This window comes from Bacteroidetes bacterium endosymbiont of Geopemphigus sp. (assembly GCF_002904345.1).
Taxonomy (GTDB): domain Bacteria; phylum Bacteroidota; class Bacteroidia; order Flavobacteriales; family Blattabacteriaceae; genus GSPS2-BC2016.
Map to the genome: position 1 here is coordinate 887143 of NZ_PEIH01000005.1, position 21553 is coordinate 908695.

The window sequence follows — 21553 nt, forward strand, 5'->3', positions numbered from 1 at the left end:
TCGCAAGATTATAAAAATCCTGACAATAAAGAAATATTTACAGCTTCGCACTATAAACCTCAAAGGAAATGATTAAGAAAAACACTGAGATTACCATACATGTAGACCTTGATGAAAATCATGTGCCTGAGAAAATCAGCTGGAGCGCACAAGACGGCGGTGTTAAGGATACTTCCTGTAAGGCTTTGATGCTTTCTCTCTGGAATGATCTGCGCATGGAAAGCGAGCGTATCGACCTTTGGGTTAAAGAGATGCCGCTGGATGAGATGAAAAAATTTTTTCATCAAACTTTTCTTTTTATGGCTGATACGTATTATCGCGCTACTTCTGATGAAAAACTTCAGAAAGAAATTGTTGAATTTGCTCGCGCCTTTGCTAAAAAGGCCGGTCTGCTTAAACCTGCAAGTTCTGATAGCTAAAAGAATTTTATGGCGCTTATTCTCAATATAGAAACCGCCACTAAAAATTGTTCGGTTTCTTTAGCTAGAGATGGTATGTCTCTCGTATGTGTTGAGGAAAATTCCGATAGATATTCCCATGCCGAGAAGCTACATCGATTTATCAGCTATACCCTAGAGGGAGCCCGCCTGAGACTTTCGGATCTTAATGCTATTTGTGTAAGTAAAGGTCCGGGTTCTTATACCGGTCTTCGAATAGGGGTTTCAGCGGTTAAGGGTCTATGTTTTGGTTTAAATATACCTTTGTTGTCTATAGATACATTAAGTGTTATGACACAGGGTTTTGATGTGGATCATGGAATACTCCTGCCGATGATCGACGCGCGTCGTGATGAGGTATATACGGCAGCCTTTGATAGGTATAAAAACAAAGTTGCACCTACTCAAGCAAAAATTCTTGATCGAAACATCTTTCAGGAATACCGGAAAAATAAGGTTTATATATTTGGAGACGGAGCGCGTAAGGCGGAAAAATTATTAAGCCTCTCTGCTTCTTATTTTCCTGATTTTTATCCCTCAGCGCGTCATATGGCCTTCCTTTCCGAAAGGCTTTTTAAAGAAGAAAGTTTTGGGAATCTCGATAGTTTTGAGCCTTTTTATCTAAAAGATTTTGTAAGTATTAAATAAATATATCTCTCAGGCGAAATAAAATTGGTAATCAAATAGTAAAATAAATACTATATCTTTTTTATAATAAAACAATATATACAGAAAGGGGGGTCCTTTGGGCACACCGAAGAAAACATGCAATCGCTCGGCCAGATTAGAAGAAGTTAAGCTTATTTTATTAATAGAGACATAAGGAAGACCCACCTTGATCTCTAAAGCATTTAACAGATTTCTTACGTTATCGCTTATGACATTCATCATAGTCTCTCTTTTTATAAGTACATGAACGATTGCTTTTGAAGCTCTTCGATAGAAAAAATCAAAGGATAGATCTTAATATGCTTATAGAAAAACCCCGAAGGGTAATCCAGTTTCTCGCAGAGTGCATCTACGAATTTATCTGATGCATCGACAGTGTGACTCTCGACCTTTGAGAAAAACTATCCATTTGATGTGCAAGCTTCACCCCCCCAGAAAGCACCCAACTTTCTCAGGGTGAGCTTTTATTATCATGGAATTGTATTGCTCTATTTTGAACGCGCTCATAAGGGTTTATTTATAGTTTTTACTAAAAATTCTATGTTTCATTATTCCATACGATATAATATATAGTCAAGTAAGGTTTTACCTTGATTATTTTTGATTTCTTTAAAGCTCCTTTATTCAAAAAAAACCTGATAGGCTTTTCCCTGCCAAAGCACCGGGTGTAGCATAGTGTTGCCGTCCTCATTCTTTACCTCTCTTTTGCCTTTGATTATCAATTTTATTTATTTTTTTTAGTGTGTGTTTATGATTTTAGATTTGTTAGCTATTTTATCTAGCTCCCGACACCTTGAGGAGCTCGGCTATATCTGCCTTGACTTTATAAACGGTTATATGTAAAATATTTACGGTTTTTCAAAAAGTAAAACTATTGAATCCCCAAATACCTCAGTAAAACCTGTTTGTGAATTTATTACTTGAATAAGCTCATAACTCTTTTTCTCTGAATAAGGCAATATCTTTAAGTGAATGTTATCTTCTTTTCGGTTTATTCTGATTCGTCTTGGAATGCTATTTCTAGGTGTTAGGTTAGCAACTACTTTTTCATAATCTAGTATAGAATAGAATCTTCTTGCTCAATTTTTTTGACAATAGTCTACCAAAATTTACCACCTGTTTTCAAAATTTTAAACACTTGTTGAATATGCAAGACCTGTCGACTCTTTTTTACAAGCATATGAAGACAACCCATATTCAATGCAAAATCGTAGTGTTCATCAGGTATATGACGAAAATAAATTACATCGGATTCGATGAGTATAATATTGTTCATGTCCATAACTCTTGCTCAGTTCCGTGCTTTATCCAATGCTTTCCTAGACACATCGACACCTGTTATCTGATATACCTTGACTGGCTAAACATAAACTATCTCTCCCTTCTTCACAGCTAAGATCAATGATTTCTCCTAAAAATAAGTGATGGTTTTATCCATAGTAAGCAAAAGTGAGGCATTTGGTTGAGTAGATTCCTATAGATCTTCACCGGTTGTATAAACTTGGGCATATCATCGTAATCGAAGTAATAATCATCTAGTTGTTCTGCTACATTTATTAATTCTTGCTTAATATTATATAACGTTTTAATAGTAGTGAATTTTTGAGAAGTATCGGTTGTTTTAAACTGAAAAATAATTATCTCACAAGATTCTTTTGCTGCATAAAGAAAAAGTCCATTTCCTATTACAACATACGGGGTTCACCACAGCCGAGCAAATGTGTTTGTATTCGAATAGAATCAGGATTTATTTCAGGGGCAGAAAGGGAGGAATCGAGATATATGTCGAAAAACAGCAACTTCCCTTACATAAATAACGATATTATGAGTAGCATAGCATAAATATCTCGTGAATTTATGCGAAGCGATTCCTCAATGAACATATGAGCCTCATTACCGGTAACACGAGTTTTATGGTATACATCATATTTGATGTATAGTTCATGTAGAATTCTAACATATGAGCAGCGTATATAGCAAGCACATCTTTGGAATAATTAGTCAAGAGTAACATCAATTTTTTATGAGCATGTGTGTACTCTCGCATTTTATTCAGTTATTGATGACTTTAGTTTAAAATATATCCCGCTCAGATTGTTCGTATCGATTCGTATACAAAGAAGTAAACAGGAAGTATTGTTCATTTTACCTTATTCCACTTATGGAATAAGGTAAATACATTCTATTTGAAGAAAATCCGATGAACCAGATCCTTTTTTTGAGGATCATGGGTCATTCCCAACAAACCTACTCTTCTAAAAATAGTAAATCCTCTTCCGATGATACTATTTGAGGACACCCTCTACGATCTAAAATAGTCATGTGGAGGTGTCTTTAATCAGATCTCTTTTTGTCACCGATATAAAGAAAACGACATGACCAACGCAAACAAAAAAGGCAAAAAACAAGTGTGAGAGATACTTAATTGTGAAAGGCCCAAAATCGGTAGAGCCAAAGCATTGATACAAGACATCAGGTTGCCCACCTCAGCATCTGAATACGGACGCGCCATAAGATGGAAAATCAGTATTCGAAAGCTACCAAAACCCATATCTAGATATGCTATGGAAATACCATAACTTAAAAAAAATGAATCCACCGAGGTACCAGACCAACGCTCCTATAAGGATAAATACAAATGCTCTTTTAATCTTAACTGATAATGAAAACCTATTTACCCCAAGAAAAAAGCAACCCCTCAAGAGAGGGTTTTTAGTGTAAGATCAAGTTGTTAAAAAAAGCTATAACCAATAAGGATCACATCATCGCTTTATTGACTGCACATATTAAAGAACTTGAAAATAAACAAAACCCTTCTTCTTAATGATTTTAATCCTTGAGCGCTTATAAGGGTTCCGCAAAAGCTACAAACCCTGGTATCTCGCAAAACTTCTGATGGAAAGGGACTACTCCATTATCGCTACAATAAAAACGAAATAGCATAGCTTCCTAAATCAAACACAACTTATTCCATATAAGGATCTAAAGAAAAAACCTAACTCAATAAACAATCACAAAATAATACAAAATTATTACTGTAACAATACATTTCATTTTCCTACGCTCTGCGTTTACCTTATAATATATAAAATCATAAATTTTTTAAAGTATAAATAAATTTTTAAAGAAAAGTTATATTTGATGATTAACTTTAATAGGCTTACGTTACAATAGAGAAAAGTGGAGCAAGCTTATTAAGCTAGGTAACGTTTTAAATTACAAATCTGATTCACTGGTTTATCAAGATATATACTTAACATATCTAGATGAAAGGATTATAAGGGTATCCGAATGTATTTAGTATTTCATATTAGCTAAAACAGAGCGCGAAGAATGGTTGTAGAACCATGCTGGTGATCACTACCGCTAATAAGGGTAAACGTGTTGCGGCAATAATTGATACAACTAAAGCTAAAAGATCGGAAAGGCCGCTTGTGGCGAAATGTGGCACTATCACCGTTATAAGAACGCAGCCGCCGGGATCAGCTTTCCAATATTTGAGCATGAAGACCCAAATTACGGTGTCTTAACAGCAAGTAACCGGACGCTACGCATAAGAAAAGTGGAAAGAACCATAATAACAATAGTCAAAGCTGTCAATATGTTTACTAGTTAAAAGTATTAATTTGTTCACTATTTTCTTTCATAAGCAAAATTGCAATTAAACCACTGATAAAACCCACTGGAACATAAGCCACTTCCGAGCAGAAGTGGTAAATTATCACCAAACATATCAAGCTAACAAGCCATGGAAAGGCAGTTCTTACCCCTTTCCACATACCTCTCAAAAGTACAAAGAATATTGCCGGAAAGACCATATCAAAACCCCAGCGTGTGATATCTCCAATCATGGGTTCAATAATTACACCCGCAGCTGTAGAAACTACCCAGGCGAACCATATAGCTCCAGAAAAACCTGCATAAATCCAATACTTAAGTATGGAGTTAAACTCATTATCTTAGGTTTAACCACGGTCAGCCATTCCTATTGATCATCTTTCATCACACATAGCAAACAATATCGGAAGCGTCTTTCTGGGAGGTAAATGATAGAGGTGGGGGCAAACGAAGCTCCCATGATTATATATCGACTATTAATCAATTTACTAACCAGTAAAATAGTAATGACCTGAAGTGGTGAGGTCCATAGGGTTACCTCTGCAAATTCAGAACCACCTACGAAATTAAGACCGGTTATCATGCCAAGACCGAGAGCGGATAAGCTTTTTTGTGCAAACTGTACTTCAAGAAGTAAACCAAAAGGAAGAAATGCAATTAACAATGGTAATGAAGCAATAACATCACGGTAAACTTCACCGGAAAAAGAGACAGGGAGTAGAGAGTTATGTTTTTGTTGAAAACAAAAACATAACTCTCTACACTATTTTAAATTGACTTTAAATTAATACATTAAAAAGGCGAAAATAACTGAATCGTTTAATAAAACTTATATAATATTAATATAATATAAAAATATCATAATAACTACGTCAGGAACAATAATGCGTCTCTCGGAATTGTCCTTCTTTTTCTTCATGATTATCATCAACCAATAACCATACAAATCTTTAGACTTATTTAGTGGTCTAAAAAACATTATACATCATGCTAATAGTAGTTTAGTTATTATTCATTTCGTTTGCTAATGCAAAATTTTACATGATACATGTATCATACATATTAATATATCAATTAACGTTAAACTTTATACACTCTGAAAATATGGTTTTACAAGCTAAGCATGTTACCCTCATTTATGAGGGGTTTTGTTTTTATTTCCTGCAATGTTTCTAAGTTTATTCTTAACTTGCTGAGGATATCAAGAATAAAGAAATGTTAAAAAAGTCTTAATTGCAATTTTTATTTTTCTATAAATTATTTGGATATAATTTATTGTTAAACTATATGATGGAATACAAAAAGTTCAAGATTTTCTGATCTGATCTGGATACTATTGGTCATATAGCTAATACAACTTATCAAAACTTTACTGTGCATGCGCGTTTGCATCTAATAGATGGTCAATGAATTTCTATAAATCAACTCTTAAAATAAGGTATAAGATCGATGCTTTTTTAAAAGCATACTTACTACTTTAAAGAATTTATGCTTATGGAAACCTTAAAACTGTCCACAGAGCTCACCGGTCTCTCTGAAGGTGGACGTTTCTTTAAATTTTGCCATAATTCCTACAAGGAAATCGGTCAGTATGCAGCTTTATCAGAAATCTTAGATGCCTGGACTAATTTAAACTATCGTAAACTCCTTTCAGATGTTTCGAACATTCTTTTAGAGGCGATGAATCATCTTCCGCGCTTTGAAGATTTTAGGATGCACTTACCAAAGAAGATACCCGATCTTCTTAATATTCGTCCGAAAGATCTGAAAATAGAACCTTATGTTTGATGATAAAATGCCTGTTTGCACTCCCTTAGAACAAATCGGAGAATTCTCTCTTATTAAGCATTTGACCCGAGATTTGGTTTCCAGGCAGGTCTCCACCGTAAAATCTGTGGGAGATGATGCCGCCATTCTAGAGTTTTCTAAAGAGCAATTACTGATTTCTACCGATATGTTGCTTGAGGGCATTCACTTCAATCTGGCCTATAATCCGTTAAAACATTTGGGATATAAGTCCGTAGTGGTTAATCTGAGTGATATCTACGCTATGAATGCCCGGCCCACACAAATTACTTTATCTCTGGCGATTTCCAATAGATTTTCTTTGGAATCCCTCGAGGAGTTTTATGAAGGGGTCAAACTTGCCTGTGAACATTACCAGGTGGATCTGGTGGGAGGCGATACCTCTTCTTCGCGGCTGGGCATGTTTATTTCCGTTACGGTTATAGGCGCTACCGATAAAAAAGACATCGTTTTTCGCAAAGGAGCTCAGCCAGGTGATTTACTAGTAGTTTCCGGTGATCTTGGCGCAGCTTATATGGGATTACAAATTCTCGAGCGCGAGCACAAGGTTTTCAAGGTCAATCCTCATATGCAGCCAGAACTTAAGGGTTATGAATATCTCATAGAACGCCAACTCAAGCCCGAGGCGAGAAAAGAGGTCTTTGATTTGTTCAAATCTATGAATATCAAGCCTACTTCCATGATTGATATTTCCGATGGCCTGGCCTCAGAGATTCTTCATCTTTGTGATCAAAGCGATCTGGGCTGCAAACTCTTTGAAGATAGAATTCCCATAGATCCTCAAACCATTCTTGCCTGTGAAGAGTTTAAGATGCATCCTGCCATAGCTGCGTTAAGCGGCGGAGAAGATTATGAGCTACTTTTTACCCTTGCCTTAAAAGATTATGAAAAGATTAAAGATCAGCCCTTGCTAAAAATTATAGGTCATATGACCTCCCCGGAAGAAGGTGCGCAAATACTTACACAATATGGAACCTCGACGTCTATCACTGCGCAAGGATGGGATGCTTTTCTGAAAAAATCGACTTTTTAAAATTCTGTTCAAATATTTCTAAATATGTCCACTCTCTCTGAAAGGGATCTGATCTGCAATTGGCATCCTTATACCCAGCACGCTACAGCGCTTCCTCCTGTTGGTATTGTCCGCGGAAAAGGCACTTTGCTTTTTGATGAGCATGGTAAAGAGTATATAGATGCTATTGCCTCATGGTGGTGCAATCCGCACGGACATGCCAACGAATATATCGCAGAGAGTATCTATAAACAGTTGCTTACCCTTGAGCATGTGCTTTTCGGAGGTTTTACGCATCCTGCTGCTGTAGAGCTATCTGAGCGTCTGCTTTCGGTATTGCCCGGGAATCAGAAAAAAGTCTTTTACTCAGATAATGGTTCAACGGCTGTAGAGGTCGCTTTGAAAATGGCTTTACAATTTTTTTTCAATCGTTCTGAAATCCGTGACACTATTGTAGCCTTTGAAGATTCCTTTCACGGAGATACTTTCGGAGCCATGTCCATTTCGGGCATTTCCCTTTTTACTCAAGCTTTTCAGCGCTCATTTTTTAAAGTAGTTCGTATTCCCGTGCCTTTATCGGGAAAAGAGCAGGAAACTCAACATGCTCTGCAGGCGATTTTGCGAAGCCATAAAGTAGCGGCCTTTATTTTCGAACCCCTTGTGCAAGGAACAGCCGGAATGCGAATGTATTCCCCAAACTCCCTTGAGATGTTTATAAGATTATGTAAAGAATCTCATGTTTTGACTATCGCCGATGAGGTGATGACAGGATTTGGACGAACCGGACGCTTGTTTGCCGCCGACTATATGCGCGAAAAGCCTGATATTTTTTGTCTTTCTAAAGCATTTACCGGTGGTTTTATTCCTATGGCCGCTACTACCTGTACACAAGAAATTTTTGAGGGATTTTTTCATGAAAAAACAGAAAAGGCACTTTTTCATGGTCATACTTTCATGGCCAATCCTGCGGGATGTGCTGCTGCTTTAGCCAGTTTAGAGCTCTCACTCTCGGAAAAAACCGCTGAAAGTATACAAAGAATTGCACGAAAGCATAAAGAATTTGCCCGAAAACTTCAGATGCATCCAAAAACAGAAAAGATTCGTCAGCTGGGTGTTATTCTTGCATGGGATATCAAGGTGGAAGGCATGCAGACGTATTATGGATCGCTTAGGAACCGCATGTACGCTTTTTTTATTGAACATGGTATCATCTTACGTCCTGTAGGTACTACAATTTATCTCTTACCGCCTTTTTGTATAGAGGATCATCAGCTTGATCGAGTGTATGAGGTAGCATGGAAAGCTCTAGAAACCCTCATTTGAGGTTTTCCTTGGTAAAGGATTTTAAAGATATTTTTTTACCATCGTATTCAGCATAGCTAAAGTGATGTACCCAATCGCCGGTATTGATGTATTGGCTTTTTGAATTTAATGCCTTATTCAAGGGCAAATGTCGATGACCAAAGATGAAAAACTCATAGGGTTTTTCTTTTAGTTTTTTCTCTGCATAGCAGATAAGAAATTCTTTATTTTCTCCTAAAAAAGCAGTGTAACCGTAGCCTGAGTTGCTCTTATTTTTAAGGGAAAAATATTTTCCCAGGCGTACACCTATATCCGGGTGAAGCCAGCGGAACAAAAATTTCGCTAGAGGATTTGTAAAGACTTTTTTCATGCGTTTATAGCCATCATCTTTAGGTCCTAATCCGTCTCCATGGCCTATTAAAAAAAGACGACTATTTATGATAATCTCTTTTCTTTGATGGAAAATTTGCATCCCCATCTCATCCCTTAGGTAATTGCTCATCCAAAAATCGTGATTTCCTACAAAAAAAAACAATGAAATTCCCTGATCATGCATATGCGTTAATTTACCCAGCACCCGAAGGAAACCTTTTGGAATAACTTCTTTGTATTCAAACCAGAAATCAAAAAAATCTCCTAGTATAAACAAAGCTTGCGCATCTGTTTCTATAGCGTTTAACCAGCGAATAAATTTTTTTTCTCTCTCTAAACTTCTGAGCGCTCCAGGAGCACCCAGGTGTAAATCAGAAACGAAATAGATTTTTTTTCCTTTTTCTAAAGAAAGTCGCAAGCTTTTTTCAGTAGCTTTTTTTTTAAATTCTTTCACAAGAAAATATAAGTTAGATATTCTAAATATAAGGATTTGGTAGGTTTCTCACGTTTTGTGATAGCTTTTTATGCTAAATAGACATTTCGCAGCGAGGTTTTTTTAAAAACTCTATAGAGGTATTTATGATTATTAAAATTTCCCATGGCTGTAAGAAAAGAGAATATCGAAGTTTTTCTTAAAAATGTTTGGTGAATTTTTTGCGGCGTTTGATTTATCAATTCAAGAGTCATCGGCTACTTACAATAAGTAGTGGAAAATTTTTGAAAATAACGATGAAGCGCTGATTGAAGATTGACAAATCTTTTTTGGATAAGTTGAATGATGTCAGTTTTTCTCTCCTAAAGGATTTAATAATAAGAGAGATATCAGATTATTTTCCTTAATCGGACTGTACATTTCATTTTGCGATGGATGCAATTTGTTTTAAACAGTCCTTATATTTCTGTAAAATTTTGCAGGGCAAAAAATAAATTAAAAGCTAAAATTGCCTGAAAATAAAATAGTATAAGCTAGTTATAATTTTTTCCCTTGTGAAGGATCTTCTTTAAACTCTCAGGCATTGCTGCGGATAGATTTCACGAGTTTACATTTTTGTAATTTCGCTTTTATGAATATTATGAAATGTATTTTTGGTTCTCTTTTGGTTATACTTCTTTTTTCATGTGCTCAGCAACACCCCTTAGAGGGAGGGCCTAAAGATACCACCCCTCCTGCAATGGTTTTGGCTAAACCTGCTCTCTTATCAACGAATGTTGATACGAGCATTAAAAATATAAGAATTTTCTTTGATAAGTATATCCTCTTAAAGAATCTCCAACAGATTTTTATTTCTCCTCCTTTAGATACTGTCCCTTCTTTTTCTCCTTTGGATTTGGCTAAAAAAAATATTGATATAAAGTTTTCGAATCCTCTGGAAAAAAATACTACTTATAGTATCAATTTTGGAGAGAGCATTCAGGATAATACAGAAGGAAATAAGTTGCCTTTTTTTAAGTATGTTTTTTCTACGGGCGCTCAGTTGGATTCTATAGAGATCAGTGGAAAAGTGATAGATGCTTACGATCGATCTTTAGACAAAAATATTATTGTGGGGCTTTATAAAGTGGATAGCGCTTTTAGCGATACGCTTATTTATAAACAACGCCCTTATTATCTTACTAAGGCTGATAAAGAAGGTCGTTATCAGATTACTCATATTAAGGAAGGTTCTTATTTTTTAATGGCTTTCAGTGGGGATTCTGGTAATTATATCTATAAACCCGAAAAAGGAAAGCTGGCCTTTGAGCCCAGTACTATCACTTTAAAAAAAAGTGACCTTTATCAGCTGCGTTTGTTTAAGGAAGTTCTTCCTTTTAAGCGATTGATTCCCAAACAGGTGAACGCTGGACATATTGAATTTCCATTTGAAGGATCTCTTGAAGGGGTTCATTTAGAAGTTATTCAAAAATTCGATCGTGAGCGCTTTTTACACGATTCAAATACATCAATTATACATTACTGGTATAAACCGATTTTAAAATCGGGAAAGATTAATGAAGTTACTCAGATCTATTTTAAGCTTTCTTCACAAGAAAAGATGGACAGCTTAAGCGTAATATTGGATAAAAAAGATCTTCCAGATTTCTCATTAAAAAAGCTTCCTCAAGTTTCAGCGTTCATAAAGCCGGTGTGGTTTAGCGCTGAAACTCCAATTTATTCAGTAGATCAGACTAAGGTCAAAGTATCGAAGGTTAAGGAAGATGCTTTGCAGCAAGTGACTTTCCGCTTACTGTGTCCGAAGGATGATCCTAAGAAGATTGGTTTGGATTTTTCAAAAAATCCGGGAAGTAAATATAATATAATCCTAGAAGCTGAGGCTATTGAAGATATAGTTGGTAATAAAAACCCGCTGCTCAAATTTACTGAATCCACAGGGGAAGAAGGTGATTATGGTCACTTTGAACTTGAGCTTTCTGATTTGCCTGATAAACCTTTTTGGCTGCAGTTGCTCGATAAAGAGAATAAGATGGTGGAAGAATTTTATGGTTGTGAGAATCATTATGTAATCCGCTATTTAGAGCCCGAAACTTATCGTTTACGTATACTAGTGGATGAAAATGAAGATAAAAAATGGAACCCCGGCAATTTGCTTTTAAGACGAGCACCCGAGCCAGTTTACTTTTATGAAAAACCTGTACAAATCAGGGCCTTTTGGGATATTCGGGAAAACTGGGCGGTACTTGTTAAGCCTTCTGATGATAAAAAAGATTCCTATGGAAGGAAATAAATCTTTGCCTTATTCTTTGTAAGATACTCATTTATAATTATATCAATATAAAGTTTGTAATTACTTTTTTAATCCCTCTATTTTTCATAGTTTTTCTTTTTCCCACTCCTCTGATACCTTAGAGGGAGTGAATTGTTAGTATAGCGAAGGCGGACATCCCGAAAGCCCATTTATATACCTGTCTATTTTAATTCCATCTTATTTACCCGGTATTTACTTAAATTTTTAAACTGTATGCCCTGTTTGATAGAGAACTTAAGAATATTATCTTTCTTAAAGATAGAAGATAATAAGATATATCACTAAGATGTGTTTTTATTTGTTCAATGAGCTGATGAGCCTGATAATAAGGAAACGTACCTTTAGGTTTTCTCAGGTTATTAAGGATAAAGTATCGTATGTTATGATTGAAATAGATCAGGTGGCATGATGTATATATTATGATACAGTTATTCACATATTTTACATATGTTAATTATTTTATCGATTAGTTATCTACCTTCACTTCTTGAAATTTATAAATCTGGTTTCCACGAGCAGTTGTTTGAGTGTGATTTGCTCTTCTGTTATTAGTGTCGCGTGACAATTCTGATGATGATAAAGGAAATAAATTACCAGGTTGCTCTGACTCTTAAATCAAATCTATAGAGCTATATGCGCATTTAATAAAAATACACCTAAATGGTACAGATAAAAAACTTGAAAATTGCTTTGTAAATGCATAATTTAAAATTAAGAGACTTAAAAAAAGGAGTGTTACTTGGTGTTATTGCTAATTTAATATGGTCATTTTCTACTCTTTTGTATAAACAACTATCAGAAATAAATGCTTATCATGTAGTATCCTGGAGGATAATTTCTTCTGAAGTTCTACTTCTGTTAATAATTATAATCACTAATAGAATAAAAACGATTTATGACTCACTTAAAAGAGTAAGTTTTGTTAATGTATCTTTAATTTCCCTGTTATTTGCAATATGGTGGCTTGTTCACATTTATGGAGTATTATCTGGAAAACTTCTTGAAGTCTCATTTGGCTATTTTATCAGCCCTCTTATGAGCATGCTCGCCTCTGGTATTATATTCAAAGAAAAATTATCAAACAGACAAAAAGTGGCCATATCTGTTGCTACTTTTGGAGTAGCGCTTCAGTCATTAAACTTCGAGAGTGTCCCGTGGATAGCTATAATAATAGGAGCGTGTTATTCCATATATGGAATCTTAAAAAAGAAAAATACCGGAGATGCCATTGTAATGCAGGCTCTGGAAATTTCCTTTTTGCTCCCTTTTGCGCTGACTTTTCTCATCCTCTCACCAGGAGAAAATGTTGGACACGTCTTTTTTGAGTCAACAAAAAAAGACATTTTCTTAATATCAACGGGTTTAGTAACTGTACTGCCGTTATGGTGCTATAGTATAGCAGCTAAAAAGCTACCTATGATATGGTTGGGTTTTATTCAGTTTATCCCTCCGATATGTAATTTTCTGCTGGCAGTTTTTATCTATTCTGAACCGGTGACAACCATTAAAATGATATCATTCGTTCTTATATGGATTTCGCTTATTACTATCTTCCTTCCTTTGGGGAGATCTAAAGTTTCAGTTTCATGAAAAAAAATTGCTGTAGTGGGATGTACCAGGGCTGTTGGTCAAACTATCATTAATCTTTTAGAGAATAAAAATCTTGAAGTTATATGCATGGTTTCTGATACTTCAGTGGAACGAAAAATAACTACCTAAAAATTATATCCCTGAAAAGTTCTCACCACAAGTTTGCGCGGACTCTGATATCGTATTTTTATGTGTATCGCGTAGTTTTTGAAAAACTTACACCAAAGAACTTTTTTTCGATATCATAAAAAAGTACTTTTTTTGGTTCCTTATGTTAATAAATTGGATTATAAAGGGGAGAAATTTATCGCTGACCCAAACTTGTTCATCTGGCCATTACATGAGCATTATGAACTGGAAAGCATTATTATTTCAACTTATCAGGCAAGCCAGCGGTGTGGGTAAATCAGCCATGTTGGAGTTCAGAGAACAAAACCGGAAAATTTGTGGATTACAATATTAAGAATGACTCTGAATTTTCCCATTGTAACTTAGCTTTCAATATTATTCCTCAAGTAGATAAGTTTGAAGATAAGTTTATAATACCAAAGAAGAAATGAAGGTGGTATGGGAAGTAAGAAAGGTATTGAATCTTCCTGATTTAAAGATTAGCACTACGGTTGTAAGAGTTCCCACTATTCAATCACATGCGGAAAGATTAAGCTATACTTTTTAAAAAGGAAATAAAAAAACCTCGAGCAAGTGCGTTATTTGCTTCAAAAAGCTCCGGAAGTGGAGGTAATCGATGATGTTTTAAAACAACAATATCTTCCATGAACTCCAGTTATAAACACAATGTAGAAGTAGGACGTACACATTATAATATTATCTATAGCGAATATGGCTTAGAACTTTTAATCATTGACTATCAGCTATTGCGCGGGGAAGCTTTGAACGCTTATGAAATCATAGATCTCTTAGAAAAAACAACATAGAGAATATAAGGTTTTTCTAAAACAGTATGGAACATAAAATAAGTCTATTGTTTAACTTATTTTTTAATATATAGATAATTTACATCTATCATTGAGCTTATTATCTATTACTAAACTTTCTACAATCCAAACTTACTTTTAGAATGAAGAGGTATTTTAATTATAATAAACTTGTTTACATTGTAAATTAAAATCTATATATTTAATCTTCAAATTTCTTTCAATTATTATCTCCTTTTTTTTTGCATCTTCAGCAAGTTTAGCTATAAATCTTTTTTTGAGGTACAAAGAGGAGACAAAAGTCCACTATCCTTTTCGCTCAAAAGCCGCCGACTTAGATTTTCCGGTAAGCTTACTCCTCAAAAGGCTATGGAAGTAGTGCTCTATAAAATGCGTGATTTGTTAAACAAAGGCCTTTTATTTTAAGCATCTACCGCCCCCTCAGAAAATTATATCCGTTATACCCGGATATAATTTTGTTCTTCTATTTAGCCTAGTTTGAGAACCACCTTCCAGATTATTTGCAAAAGCTATAACATTTCCTCTTGTAAAGTGATTTATTAATACCCTGATTCTTTGGGTTTTCTTGGCCAATTTTTATCATTTTTTTCTCAGCTATCAATACTTATTCTTGCTATAGGTTGAATGTGTTTACTTCCTGCATCTATAGCAAATTTTGCAAGAGTATAGACCATGTACATTCAGGCTATTGAAAATGAAAATATTTTTAAACGCTACTATAACTCTTTTTTAGATTTTCTTTAAGTCTCACAGTCACAAGATATTCCATTTTTTGTCCAGAAAAAACATGGATAACCTTTTAATAAAAATATTTTTATTCTACCGTAACAGACTTCGCTAAATTTCTAGGTTGATCAACATTCTCGCCGCGCATTATTGCGATATAATAAGCGAGCAGTTGCAAGGGTATGGTAGCTATAAGAGGCGTAAACATTTCGTCTATATCAGGTATTTCGATAATATGATCAGATAAATTGTTTACTTGTTCGTCTCCTTGATTGACTATGGCGATAATACGCGCTTTTCGCGCTTTTATTTCCTGAATATTACTGACGATTTTTTCATAATACCCTCGTTTTGGAGCGATAACCACAACAGGCATATTTTCATCAATCAGCGCAATAGGTCCGTGTTTCATTTCAGCTGCAGGATATCCTTCAGCGTGGATATAAGAAATTTCTTTAAGTTTTAAAGCCCCTTCCAGCGCTACCGGGAAATTCAAACCTCTTCCTAAATAGAGAAAGTTTTTAGCCTCTTTATACTCCCTGGCTATGAGCTCTATTTTCTGGCTCATCTCGAGGATTTCTTTCATTTTGTCGGGAATAAGATTCAACATATTACATAAGAGACGGTATCTTGGTACGTTAAGCACGCCTTTGTGTTTTCCTATTTTTAGCGCAATCAAACTCAAGACTGTCACCTGCGCGGTAAAGGCTTTAGTGGAAGCTACCCCTATCTCCGGTCCAGCATGTGTATAGGCCCCCGCATCTGTAATTCTTGCAATGGAAGATCCTGCCACATTACAAATTCCAAAGATAAAAGCACCTTTTTCTTTAGCTAATTTTACGGCAGACAGCGTATCGGCCGTCTCTCCCGATTGTGAAACGGCGATAACGATATCATCTTTATAAATAATAGGATTGCGGTATCTGAATTCTGAGGAGTATTCCACCTCTACGGGAATTTGTGCTAGTTCTTCCAAAAGATATTCTCCTATGAGGGCGGCGTGCCATGAGGTTCCGCAACCTACTATGGTGATACGTTTAGCTTTTATAAAACGTTCTTTATAATCCCATATTCCTGCCATCCATATAATACTTTCATCTACCAGGAGACGTCCACGCATCGTATCGAGTATCGAGCGGGGCTGTTCATAAATTTCTTTAAGCATAAAATGCTCGTAACCCCCTTTTTCAATTTCTTCAAGGTTCATTCGAAGTTCTTGAATGCTCGGAACCACACGATCATTATTGGTAATTTTACGAATCTCTACTTCCTTTCCTTTTATAATCACGCCCATTTCACCATCTTCCAGGTAAAGTGCGTTCTTAGTATATTCGATAAAGGGTGAAGCATCCGAGGCTAGGAAAAATTCTCCATCGCCAATACCAATAGTCAATGGGCTGCCTAGCCTGGCAGCTATCATTTTATCGGGACGTCCTCTTTCCATAACGACAATGGCATAAGCACCCACTACTTCATTAAGGGATAATCGAACGGCTTCTTCGAGAGATAAGTCATCCTGGTTTTTGATATACTCGATTAGATTGATTAACACCTCTGTGTCGGTTTCACTCTGAAAGGATACGCCTTTTCGGAGTAACATAGACTTGATCGATAAAAAATTTTCGATGATTCCATTATGTATCAGCACCAATTCTCCAGATTCGGAAAGATGTGGATGCGCGTTTGTATCATTGGGTAAACCATGTGTAGCCCAGCGTGTATGGGCAATTCCCGTTCCAGTTGTATAAGTGTGAGTGATTTTGCTTTCAAAATCGGCTACCTTTCCCTTGGTTTTAAACAAATGAAAACCTATTGACTCATTTAAGGCTAGGCCAACACTATCATATCCCCTGTATTCAAGTCTTTTTAAGCCTTTTATTAAAATCGGGCAAGCTGCCCGCGGTCCCATATATCCTACAATTCCACACACAGATCGATATTTTCAGCTTATTTTTACGCTAATTTCTTCTAGTATTGATTCTTTGTAAGGTTGCTCATAAACTTCCGCGATTTCTTCTACTGGATAATAATCGAGCGTTGTAGATGGGCTCTCTTGCAAATATTGCTCGATTTCCTCTGAAATATTAACCTCTCCTTTAATGGCTATATCAGAAAAATCTATAGAAAGCTTTGTGAGGTTAGTAAAAGAAGCCAATTCGATTTGTTTGAGCGCTTTGTTCTTTATTCCATCCCATTTGATTTTTTTTACTAATTCTTCACTTAGATACCCCTCAAAATCTTGATTGTAAAGCGAGGTGATGATCCTAGATTTTTGAAATAAAGGATCTCCTTTGTAATAGGTTTTTAGATAAAGTGGAATGCAAGCCCCTAGCCAGCCATGTACGTGCACAATATCTGGTGACCAGTTAAGTTTTTTTACCGTTTCCATAACCCCTTTGGTGAAAAACAATATTCGCTCATCATTGTCTTCGAAAAAACGTCCGGTAGCATCCTTATACATGCCTTTTCTTTTAAAGTACTCCTCATTATCAATAAAATATACTTGCAAGCGCACCTCAGGTATGGAAGCTACTTTTATAATAAGCGGCTGATCCATATCCTTAATAGTTAGGTTCATCCCTGAAAGTCTTATGACTTCATGCAGTTGATGCTTTCGTTCGTTGATAAGTCCGTAACGTGGCATAAATATACGCACATCGTTCCCCAAAGCTTGCATCACTTTAGGCACCTGAGAGCTTGCTATGGATATAGGAGTTTCAGGGGTATAAGGGAGCAATTCAGAAGAGATGTACAAGATACGTCTACCGGTCATATTTGTTAAGGATTAGTTTTTAATGAGGAATACAAAGGTAATAAAAACCTGGCGTTTTCCTTTTATATAAAAAGTCCTAATTTCACAATCTAAGCATTTTATGTACATCTTTTACCATATTTCAGATCATAAAGCCTTCCTAGATCCCTTTCATAAAATTTCAACAAGGCTTGTTCCTACTATGGGCGCACTTCATGGAGCACATCTTTCGCTGATCGAAGAATCTAAACAACAGGACGATTTGACGCTTTGCAGCATTTTTGTCAATCCCGATCAGTTTGATCGAAAAGAGGACTGGATGAATTATGCTCGATTTCCTGAAAAAGATATAACTTTTTTAGAATCAGCAGATTGTGATACGTGTTTTTTTGTCCTCTGCTCAGGAGATTTATCTTGATGAACTTCCTCAAATCTCTTCTCTGTCACTTTCAGGTTTGGATCAAACCATGGAAGGAGTCTTTCGAGTGGGGCATTTTCAGGGCGTGGTCGCTGTACTGTACCACCTTTTTCAAATCGTTTCCCCTGCCAGAGCTTATTTTGGTGAAAAAGATTTTCAGCAGCTCTGTATCATTTGATATATGACCGAGCAACTGAAAATACCTTTGAAAATCATAAGGCTTCGCATCATTAAGGAAGCTTATGATCTAGTTATGAGTTCTAGAAATCTCAGATTAACCATCTCTGAAAGAGAGCAAGCAGCTATTATTTATAAAACCCTTAGAGGGAAGTCCGGAAATTTTTCCTTGAAAAGCGCTTTTCTTACATAGACTTCTATATGAAAAGCTGTTTTTCAGGAAGCTCTTTTCGTTTGGAGTATTTTTCCATAGCTGATGAGGAATCGATTGTGGCATGTGATTCCTTTGATCCGTCAAGACACTACAGGGCCTTTATTGCCATTTTTGTCGGGAGGTCCGTTATATTAATCCTCTGATCATGAAGATTGAAGTGCTCAAATCAAAAATCCACACAGGCGAGCATGTTTATATTGTTAATGTTAACAATGGTGAGCGTTTTTCTACTTATGTTATTACCGGAGCGTCTGATACCGGAGAGGTTATTTTAAATGGACCCTCCACCCAAAAGGTACAGAAAGATGATATTGTCATCATTATTTCTTATGCTTTTGTGGATTTTGAAGAGGCTAAAAAATTCAGGCCATGGATTATTTTTCCTGATCAAAAAAACTAATCGATGTAAAACAGAATCTTGTCAGGTTCTTTAAAAAAATATTTAGGAATCTTACTTCCGCTTGTAGGTGATTTGTTATCACTCATAAGTCTCTTTCTTATATTTTCATCTGATGAATTTTAAAAGTCTTGCTTTTATAAATAAGACTGATAAATTATGGCTTATCATCTCATTATTCTTTGGCATACTCGTTTACATCAGTCGTACCATTCGCTGGGATACTTATTGCATGCTATAGGTTATTCCATAGCTTTTGATCATCTTTTATCGGCAGTAGTGCTTACCTACTTATTCCTCGATCGGGAGATTTTACGTTGTACCTTCCTTTACAAAACGGATGATTTACTGATAGATCCATTCCTTGGGGAACGTAATTTCCGAGCGATCTGTAGATGTGATAATTCTTTTTATGGATTTATTGTTAGCTATAGCAGCCAGAGGAGATTTATTTTACGAGCTTTTTCATCAAATTTTATTGCGTCGCAACTCGCTGAATTACTTTATTTTATCGCTCCTAATTATAGGTGTTATAGCTTTTGTTGTAAGGAAAAAAATTAAAAAAACTTTTTTTTATAAGAAAGTCTTGTATTTTTCACACACTTCTAACCTTAGGATCTTACTATTTAATGACTTATCTTATATTTTTTTCTTCTCCTCAAACCTCCTCTGTCTCTCCTTTTGGAGGTTTATTTATTTTAATATTGGGCGATTTTGGTATGTTAGTTCCAGCTTTTGGAAATATTGGCTCTTATCATTCGGCCATAATATGGGCTTTCCTTTCATTAGGCTTTGCTAAGAATATTGGATTGTGTTTTGGAACACTTGTACATATCATTCACTCTGGTTTATCTATAGCAGGTGGCTTTTTAGCCTTGAGTTTTTTACTTTTTATCAAGACCAGGCCATATTTTGCTAAAAATGGCTAAGGAAAAAAAGCTTTACTTCTGTAAAAACTGCGGCGCTGAATTCTCTCAGTGGATGGGCCAGTGCAATTACTGCCATGAATGGAATACCCTGGTGGAATTCTCTGTAAAAAAAAATGCGAGCTTAAGCATACGAGGTAATAATATTTCATTTGTAAAAAGATCCGCGCCTGTTACCATAGCAGACGTTCCATTATCACAAGAGGAACGTTTTTCTACGAAAGATCCAGAGATCGACAGGGTATTAGGCGGTGGTATAGTTCCTGGTTCAATGATTCTTGCGGCAGGTGATCCGGGTATTGGAAAGTCCACTTTGTTTTTACAGCTCGCACTTCGGCTTAAGGGCTCTCGCGTGCTCTATGCCTCGGGAGAGGAAAGCGAAAGGCAAATCAAATTGCGCGCTCATCGCCTTAGAAGCGAAAATACTTCCTGTTTTCTATTGGCTGAAAATCATCTAGAAGAGATTATTAAACATGCTATTGAACTTCATCCTGCTTTGCTAATTGTCGATTCGGTGCAAACGCTCCAGAGCTCTTATTTAGACACTTCTACGGGAAGCATTGGTCAGATACGTCAATGTACCTTTGATTTGATGCGCTTTTCCAAAGAAAATGGTATTTCTGTCATCCTGATTGGGCATATTACTAAAGATGGAATGATTGCCGGTCCTAAAATTCTCGAGCATATAGTAGATGTGGTTTTGCAGTTTGGCGGTGATCGCCACCATGCCTATCGTATTCTCCGGGCGAAAAAGAATCGTTTTGGAACTACCTCGGAGTTGGGAATTTATGAAATGGGCGAGGCAGGCCTTCAGGAAGTCCGCGATCCTTCAAAAATATTAACCACCCAAATGAATTTCAATTCCAGCGGACAGGCTGTAGCAGTGGCTTTAGAAGGGCTTCGTCCCATGCTTGTAGAGGTGCAAGCTCTGGTAAGCTCAGCGGTATACGGTACCCCTCAGCGTTCAGCCACTGGCTTTGATACCAAACGTTTAAATATGCTTTTGGCGATACTCGAAAAACGTGCTGGTTTTAAACTTGGCGCAAAAGATGTTTTTTTGAACATTACTGGCGGTATACGTATAGAAGATACTGCTATGGACCTCGCCTTGACCATAGCTATACTTTCCTCATATGAGGAAACAGCTGTTTCCTCAAAAGTTTGTTTTGCTGGGGAAATGGGCCTGGGTGGTGAAATTCGTCCCGTGCAACGCTTAGAGCAGCGTATTTCGGAAGCCGAACGTCTTGGTTTTGATGCTATTTTTGTATCTTCTTATAATAAAATACCCACCCATGCAAATATTCGCGTGATTTCGGCAGCCAAAATCGAAGAAATTTTCAATCAATTATTCTAATGGATCTTTTCAAAAAAGCTTTTTATACCTTTATTCCCTTATACTATATAACATAGATGTCTCGAAAGAAAAATAATACATCC

General features: G+C 36.1%; 20 protein-coding genes and 2 pseudogenes. 15 read left to right on the forward strand and 7 right to left on the reverse strand.

What is annotated here, in order from left to right:
* Positions 1–68: 68 nt before the first annotated feature.
* A complete protein-coding gene (gene gldC / locus CS842_RS05570; RefSeq protein WP_103327851.1) occupies positions 69–419 on the forward strand; it encodes a gliding motility protein GldC in 351 nt (116 codons plus the stop codon).
* A 9-nt stretch (positions 420–428) separates the two neighbouring features.
* A complete protein-coding gene (gene tsaB, locus CS842_RS05575) occupies positions 429–1085 on the forward strand; it encodes a tRNA (adenosine(37)-N6)-threonylcarbamoyltransferase complex dimerization subunit type 1 TsaB (protein WP_103327852.1) in 657 nt (218 codons plus the stop codon).
* Between the two features lie 9 nt (positions 1086–1094).
* Here tsaB and CS842_RS05580 read toward each other — a convergent pair whose 3' ends face one another.
* From CS842_RS05580 to CS842_RS08045, 4 genes are all read right to left on the reverse strand, one after another.
* Positions 1095–1328: a hypothetical protein gene (locus CS842_RS05580; RefSeq protein WP_146037469.1), complete on the reverse strand. Its 234-nt coding sequence runs from the start codon at positions 1326–1328 to the stop codon at positions 1095–1097.
* Between the two features lie 877 nt (positions 1329–2205).
* Positions 2206–2382: a class I SAM-dependent methyltransferase gene (locus CS842_RS05585; protein WP_146037470.1), complete on the reverse strand. Its 177-nt coding sequence runs from the start codon at positions 2380–2382 to the stop codon at positions 2206–2208.
* Positions 2383–3459: 1077 nt separating this feature from the next.
* Positions 3460–3705 carry a hypothetical protein gene (locus CS842_RS06625; protein WP_146037471.1) on the reverse strand — a complete coding sequence of 82 codons (246 nt, stop codon included), beginning with the start codon at positions 3703–3705 and terminating at the stop codon, positions 3460–3462.
* A gap of 1386 nt (positions 3706–5091) precedes the next feature.
* Positions 5092–5388, reverse strand: a complete 297-nt coding sequence (locus CS842_RS08045; RefSeq protein WP_195909907.1) for an AzlC family ABC transporter permease — start codon at positions 5386–5388, stop codon at positions 5092–5094.
* 830 nt (positions 5389–6218) lie between these two features.
* On the opposite strand from CS842_RS08045, the gene CS842_RS05605 reads away from it, so the two are divergent.
* From CS842_RS05605 to bioA, 3 genes are read left to right on the forward strand one after another with little or no spacing between them, the layout of a single operon-like run.
* A complete protein-coding gene (locus CS842_RS05605; protein WP_146037472.1) occupies positions 6219–6512 on the forward strand; it encodes a hypothetical protein in 294 nt (97 codons plus the stop codon).
* A complete protein-coding gene (gene thiL / locus CS842_RS05610) occupies positions 6505–7563 on the forward strand; it encodes a thiamine-phosphate kinase (protein WP_103327859.1) in 1059 nt (352 codons plus the stop codon). The genes CS842_RS05605 and thiL overlap by 8 nt, the downstream gene beginning before the upstream one ends.
* Positions 7564–7587: 24 nt before the next feature.
* A complete protein-coding gene (bioA, locus tag CS842_RS05615; protein ID WP_103327860.1) occupies positions 7588–8865 on the forward strand; it encodes an adenosylmethionine--8-amino-7-oxononanoate transaminase in 1278 nt (425 codons plus the stop codon).
* On the opposite strand, the gene CS842_RS05620 is transcribed toward bioA, so the two are convergent.
* Positions 8858–9670 carry a UDP-2,3-diacylglucosamine diphosphatase gene (locus CS842_RS05620; protein WP_241518474.1) on the reverse strand — a complete coding sequence of 271 codons (813 nt, stop codon included), beginning with the start codon at positions 9668–9670 and terminating at the stop codon, positions 8858–8860. The genes bioA and CS842_RS05620 overlap by 8 nt on opposite strands.
* Before the next feature lie 619 nt (positions 9671–10289).
* Here CS842_RS05620 and CS842_RS05625 point away from each other — a divergent pair.
* From CS842_RS05625 to CS842_RS07255, 4 genes are all read left to right on the forward strand, one after another.
* On the forward strand, positions 10290–11939 hold the full coding sequence (locus CS842_RS05625; RefSeq protein ID WP_195909908.1) for an Ig-like domain-containing domain: 1650 nt from the start codon (positions 10290–10292) through the stop codon (positions 11937–11939).
* Positions 11940–12656: 717 nt separating this feature from the next.
* Positions 12657–13550, forward strand: coding sequence for an EamA family transporter RarD (gene rarD / locus CS842_RS05630; protein WP_103327862.1), 894 nt, complete (start codon positions 12657–12659; stop codon positions 13548–13550).
* A gap of 556 nt (positions 13551–14106) precedes the next feature.
* Positions 14107–14226, forward strand: a complete 120-nt coding sequence (locus CS842_RS07250) for an Asd/ArgC dimerization domain-containing protein (protein ID WP_241518476.1) — start codon at positions 14107–14109, stop codon at positions 14224–14226.
* A gap of 97 nt (positions 14227–14323) precedes the next feature.
* A complete protein-coding gene (locus CS842_RS07255) occupies positions 14324–14485 on the forward strand; it encodes a hypothetical protein (RefSeq protein ID WP_241518478.1) in 162 nt (53 codons plus the stop codon).
* An 835-nt stretch (positions 14486–15320) separates the two neighbouring features.
* Here CS842_RS07255 and glmS read toward each other — a convergent pair.
* Together glmS and CS842_RS05645 are read right to left on the reverse strand one after the other, a co-directional pair.
* Positions 15321–17162 (reverse strand): glutamine--fructose-6-phosphate transaminase (isomerizing), encoded by a 1842-nt coding sequence (gene glmS / locus CS842_RS05640; protein WP_103327863.1) that lies wholly within the window; start codon positions 17160–17162, stop codon positions 15321–15323.
* A gap of 12 nt (positions 17163–17174) precedes the next feature.
* Positions 17175–18005, reverse strand: a complete 831-nt coding sequence (locus CS842_RS05645) for a glycogen/starch synthase (RefSeq protein WP_103327864.1) — start codon at positions 18003–18005, stop codon at positions 17175–17177.
* 100 nt (positions 18006–18105) lie between these two features.
* Between CS842_RS05645 and CS842_RS07490 the strand changes: the two genes are divergently transcribed.
* The 6 genes and pseudogenes from CS842_RS07490 to radA all read left to right on the forward strand — a co-directional run bounded on the left by CS842_RS07490 (position 18106) and on the right by radA (position 21470).
* Positions 18106–18402 carry a pantoate--beta-alanine ligase gene (locus CS842_RS07490; RefSeq protein WP_103327865.1) on the forward strand — a complete coding sequence of 99 codons (297 nt, stop codon included), beginning with the start codon at positions 18106–18108 and terminating at the stop codon, positions 18400–18402.
* Positions 18359–18772 (forward strand): annotated as a pseudogene (locus CS842_RS07260) (pantoate--beta-alanine ligase). Before CS842_RS07490 ends, CS842_RS07260 begins: the two are co-directional and overlap by 44 nt.
* 139 nt (positions 18773–18911) lie before the next feature.
* Positions 18912–19193, forward strand: a pseudogene (locus CS842_RS05665) (aspartate 1-decarboxylase); the annotation flags it as partial.
* 156 nt (positions 19194–19349) lie between these two features.
* Positions 19350–19751 (forward strand): hypothetical protein, encoded by a 402-nt coding sequence (locus tag CS842_RS05670; RefSeq protein WP_103327869.1) that lies wholly within the window; start codon positions 19350–19352, stop codon positions 19749–19751.
* A gap of 68 nt (positions 19752–19819) precedes the next feature.
* Complete coding sequence (locus CS842_RS05675) at positions 19820–20119, forward strand: hypothetical protein (protein WP_103327870.1); 300 nt, start codon at positions 19820–19822, stop codon at positions 20117–20119.
* Positions 20112–21470, forward strand: a complete 1359-nt coding sequence (gene radA, locus CS842_RS05680; protein WP_103327871.1) for a DNA repair protein RadA — start codon at positions 20112–20114, stop codon at positions 21468–21470. The genes CS842_RS05675 and radA overlap by 8 nt, the downstream gene beginning before the upstream one ends.
* The last annotated feature ends 83 nt before the right edge of the window (positions 21471–21553 follow it).

Coding starts and splice junctions, on each gene's coding strand:
- gldC (WP_103327851.1), top strand. CDS start 69: ATGATTAAGAAAAACACTGAGATTACCATACATGTAGACCTTGATGAA.
- tsaB (WP_103327852.1), top strand. CDS start 429: ATGGCGCTTATTCTCAATATAGAAACCGCCACTAAAAATTGTTCGGTT.
- CS842_RS05580 (WP_146037469.1), bottom strand. CDS start 1,328: ATGATGAATGTCATAAGCGATAACGTAAGAAATCTGTTAAATGCTTTA.
- CS842_RS05585 (WP_146037470.1), bottom strand. CDS start 2,382: ATGAACAATATTATACTCATCGAATCCGATGTAATTTATTTTCGTCAT.
- CS842_RS05605 (WP_146037472.1), top strand. CDS start 6,219: ATGGAAACCTTAAAACTGTCCACAGAGCTCACCGGTCTCTCTGAAGGT.
- thiL (WP_103327859.1), top strand. CDS start 6,505: ATGTTTGATGATAAAATGCCTGTTTGCACTCCCTTAGAACAAATCGGA.
- bioA (WP_103327860.1), top strand. CDS start 7,588: ATGTCCACTCTCTCTGAAAGGGATCTGATCTGCAATTGGCATCCTTAT.
- CS842_RS05625 (WP_195909908.1), top strand. CDS start 10,290: ATGAAATGTATTTTTGGTTCTCTTTTGGTTATACTTCTTTTTTCATGT.
- rarD (WP_103327862.1), top strand. CDS start 12,657: ATGCATAATTTAAAATTAAGAGACTTAAAAAAAGGAGTGTTACTTGGT.
- CS842_RS07250 (WP_241518476.1), top strand. CDS start 14,107: ATGAAGGTGGTATGGGAAGTAAGAAAGGTATTGAATCTTCCTGATTTA.
- CS842_RS07255 (WP_241518478.1), top strand. CDS start 14,324: ATGAACTCCAGTTATAAACACAATGTAGAAGTAGGACGTACACATTAT.
- CS842_RS05645 (WP_103327864.1), bottom strand. CDS start 18,005: ATGACCGGTAGACGTATCTTGTACATCTCTTCTGAATTGCTCCCTTAT.
- CS842_RS07490 (WP_103327865.1), top strand. CDS start 18,106: ATGTACATCTTTTACCATATTTCAGATCATAAAGCCTTCCTAGATCCC.
- CS842_RS05670 (WP_103327869.1), top strand. CDS start 19,350: ATGGCTTATCATCTCATTATTCTTTGGCATACTCGTTTACATCAGTCG.
- CS842_RS05675 (WP_103327870.1), top strand. CDS start 19,820: ATGACTTATCTTATATTTTTTTCTTCTCCTCAAACCTCCTCTGTCTCT.
- radA (WP_103327871.1), top strand. CDS start 20,112: ATGGCTAAGGAAAAAAAGCTTTACTTCTGTAAAAACTGCGGCGCTGAA.